The sequence below is a fragment of the Microcoleus sp. S28C3 genome, assembly GCF_036700785.1.
GTDB classification, from domain to species: Bacteria; Cyanobacteriota; Cyanobacteriia; order Cyanobacteriales; family Microcoleaceae; genus Microcoleus; species Microcoleus asticus.
In genome coordinates, this window is sequence record NZ_JAUBPO010000263.1 from 1 (window position 1) to 1,847 (window position 1,847).

The 1,847-nt window shown below is 43.7% G+C and carries 2 protein-coding genes; one reads left to right on the forward strand and one right to left on the reverse strand.

The window, feature by feature from the left end; translation table 11 throughout:
- Window positions 1-112: 112 nt before the first annotated feature.
- Window positions 113-748 (forward strand): hypothetical protein, encoded by a 636-nt coding sequence (locus tag QUA13_RS32295; protein ID WP_333205151.1) that lies wholly within the window; start codon window positions 113-115, stop codon window positions 746-748.
- Between the two features lie 75 nt (window positions 749-823).
- Here QUA13_RS32295 and QUA13_RS32300 read toward each other — a convergent pair.
- A partial coding sequence (locus QUA13_RS32300) for an NB-ARC domain-containing protein (RefSeq protein WP_333205153.1) occupies window positions 824-1,847 on the reverse strand: 1,024 nt, incomplete at its 5' end.

Here is a 1,847-nt window from a genome sequence, read left to right on the forward strand (position 1 = left end):
AAGAGTTATTTTTTCTTGTGGGACGGGCATCTTGCCCGTCCTATAAATTTATGAAAAGGACTTTTGCAAGAGGTCTAGTGGTCGTGGCAGACCACGGAAACATGGGTCAAAAATGAGGCCGGGCGACCCAACCACATGGCTTCAAGCGGATACTGCGATCGAAATTGACGAACATCCAGATTTGGGACAAGTCCGAGTCAGTCAATGGCTAGACTTACATTTTTATCGTGCGCCTGGACAGAGAGTCAATTTAATCCTCGTCGCAAGAATGAAGCCGATGTCAAATGGTCAGCCATTTCCACCCTTATGGTTGGCTTGGGTGGGAGAACGAACTCTCCCTCTAGAAACAGTCTGGTTCAAATATTTACGACGTTTTGGAGTAGATCATTGGTATAGGTTTGCCAAGCAACGACTACACTGGACATTGCCTAACCTGAGAACTCCCGAACAATCCGAGCGTTGGAGTGATTTAATGCCGCCCCGGAGTTGGCAACTCTGGCTAGCTAGGGATTTAGTGGTTGAGAATGTATTACCTTGGCAATCTGCTACGATTAATTTAACCCCTGGACGTGTTGCTCAATCAATGTTGTCGCTTTTAGTTGACATTGGTACTCCCGCAAAAATGCCTAAACAGAGGGGAAAATCCCCCGGCTGGGAAAAAGGAAGGGTACGGACGGTAGCACCGCGATATCCCACTGTGAAAAAACGGGTTTCTCGACGTAAAAAGTCTTCAAGATTAGTTATTTAATCTTCTCCCTCTTGAGTTTTTGAGTAACAGCTTGCCGGATATTCAAAGGCAGCTACTTTTGGCTGCAATCATTTTTTAGTCTAAACTACAGTCAATCAAGCAGCGCCGCGATAGAGATTGCAAGGCATTTAGCAAATCTGAAGCCGGAATTATCTCATTTTCTAGCAATTTTGCCCGGTTGATTGGCTGGCTTTCTTTGGCTAATAAGGAGATTACTTGTTTTTCTAGTTCGGATAGGCGATCGAACTGCTGCTGTAAAACATCTTTCAAATCTTCTGGCAACAATATAGTATCATTTGGTAATAACTCGGTCACGCCTCCACCCAAGTCTTGAATCAGATTCGCCACGCTTTTTAACCATAGGGGGTTGCCTTGGTAACGATGAATGAGTGCTTCACTGTTGTCGCTTTCTTCTAACCCATAATCTCTAAGAATTTCCCTTGCGGCTGCGATGTCTAAACCTTTGATCTGTAAGGTACGAATAGAAGTATTTTGGCTTTTAACTTGAGTCACTTCTCTGGGTTGTTCCCAACCGATTAACATAAAGCAGCTTTGATGGGATAATTTTTCTATTTTTTTGAATAAAGTGCGATATTCTTCGGCGGATTCTGGTTTATATTTTCCTGCCAATTCGCCGCTACAAAAAAGGTTGTGAACGTCATCTAAGACGATTAAACAGCGATGGTTTTGTAAATACTTAATCAGCGGTAAGGGTTTTTGGTTTGTTGGGGGTGAATCTTCTTTTTCGGAATGGGAAAAAAGCTGTATTAGGTTAGATTGAAATTTTTCTAGGGTGGGGAATTCGTCTAGTGTGTACCAAACTGCGTACTCAAACTCGTTTTTAATTTGTTGTACGAGTTGGACTGCTAGGGAGGTTTTGCCGATACCGCTGATGCCGGTGAGGGTGATGAGGCGACAGCGTTGTTGTAGAATCCATGTGGTGAGGGTTTGGAGTTCGGGAGTGCGATCGTAGAAATCACCCAACTCCGGCATTTCGCTTAAATCTTGATGTAGAGTTTTGGGTATCGGCTCAATAAGTAGGGGTAGCAGAGGAAAATAAATGAAACGGGGTACACACAGTGTCATAGAATAGGACACA

Excerpts from the sequence above, each read along its gene's own strand:
- QUA13_RS32295 (WP_333205151.1), top strand. The coding sequence starts at position 113 with ATGAGGCCGGGCGACCCAACCACATGGCTTCAAGCGGATACTGCGATC.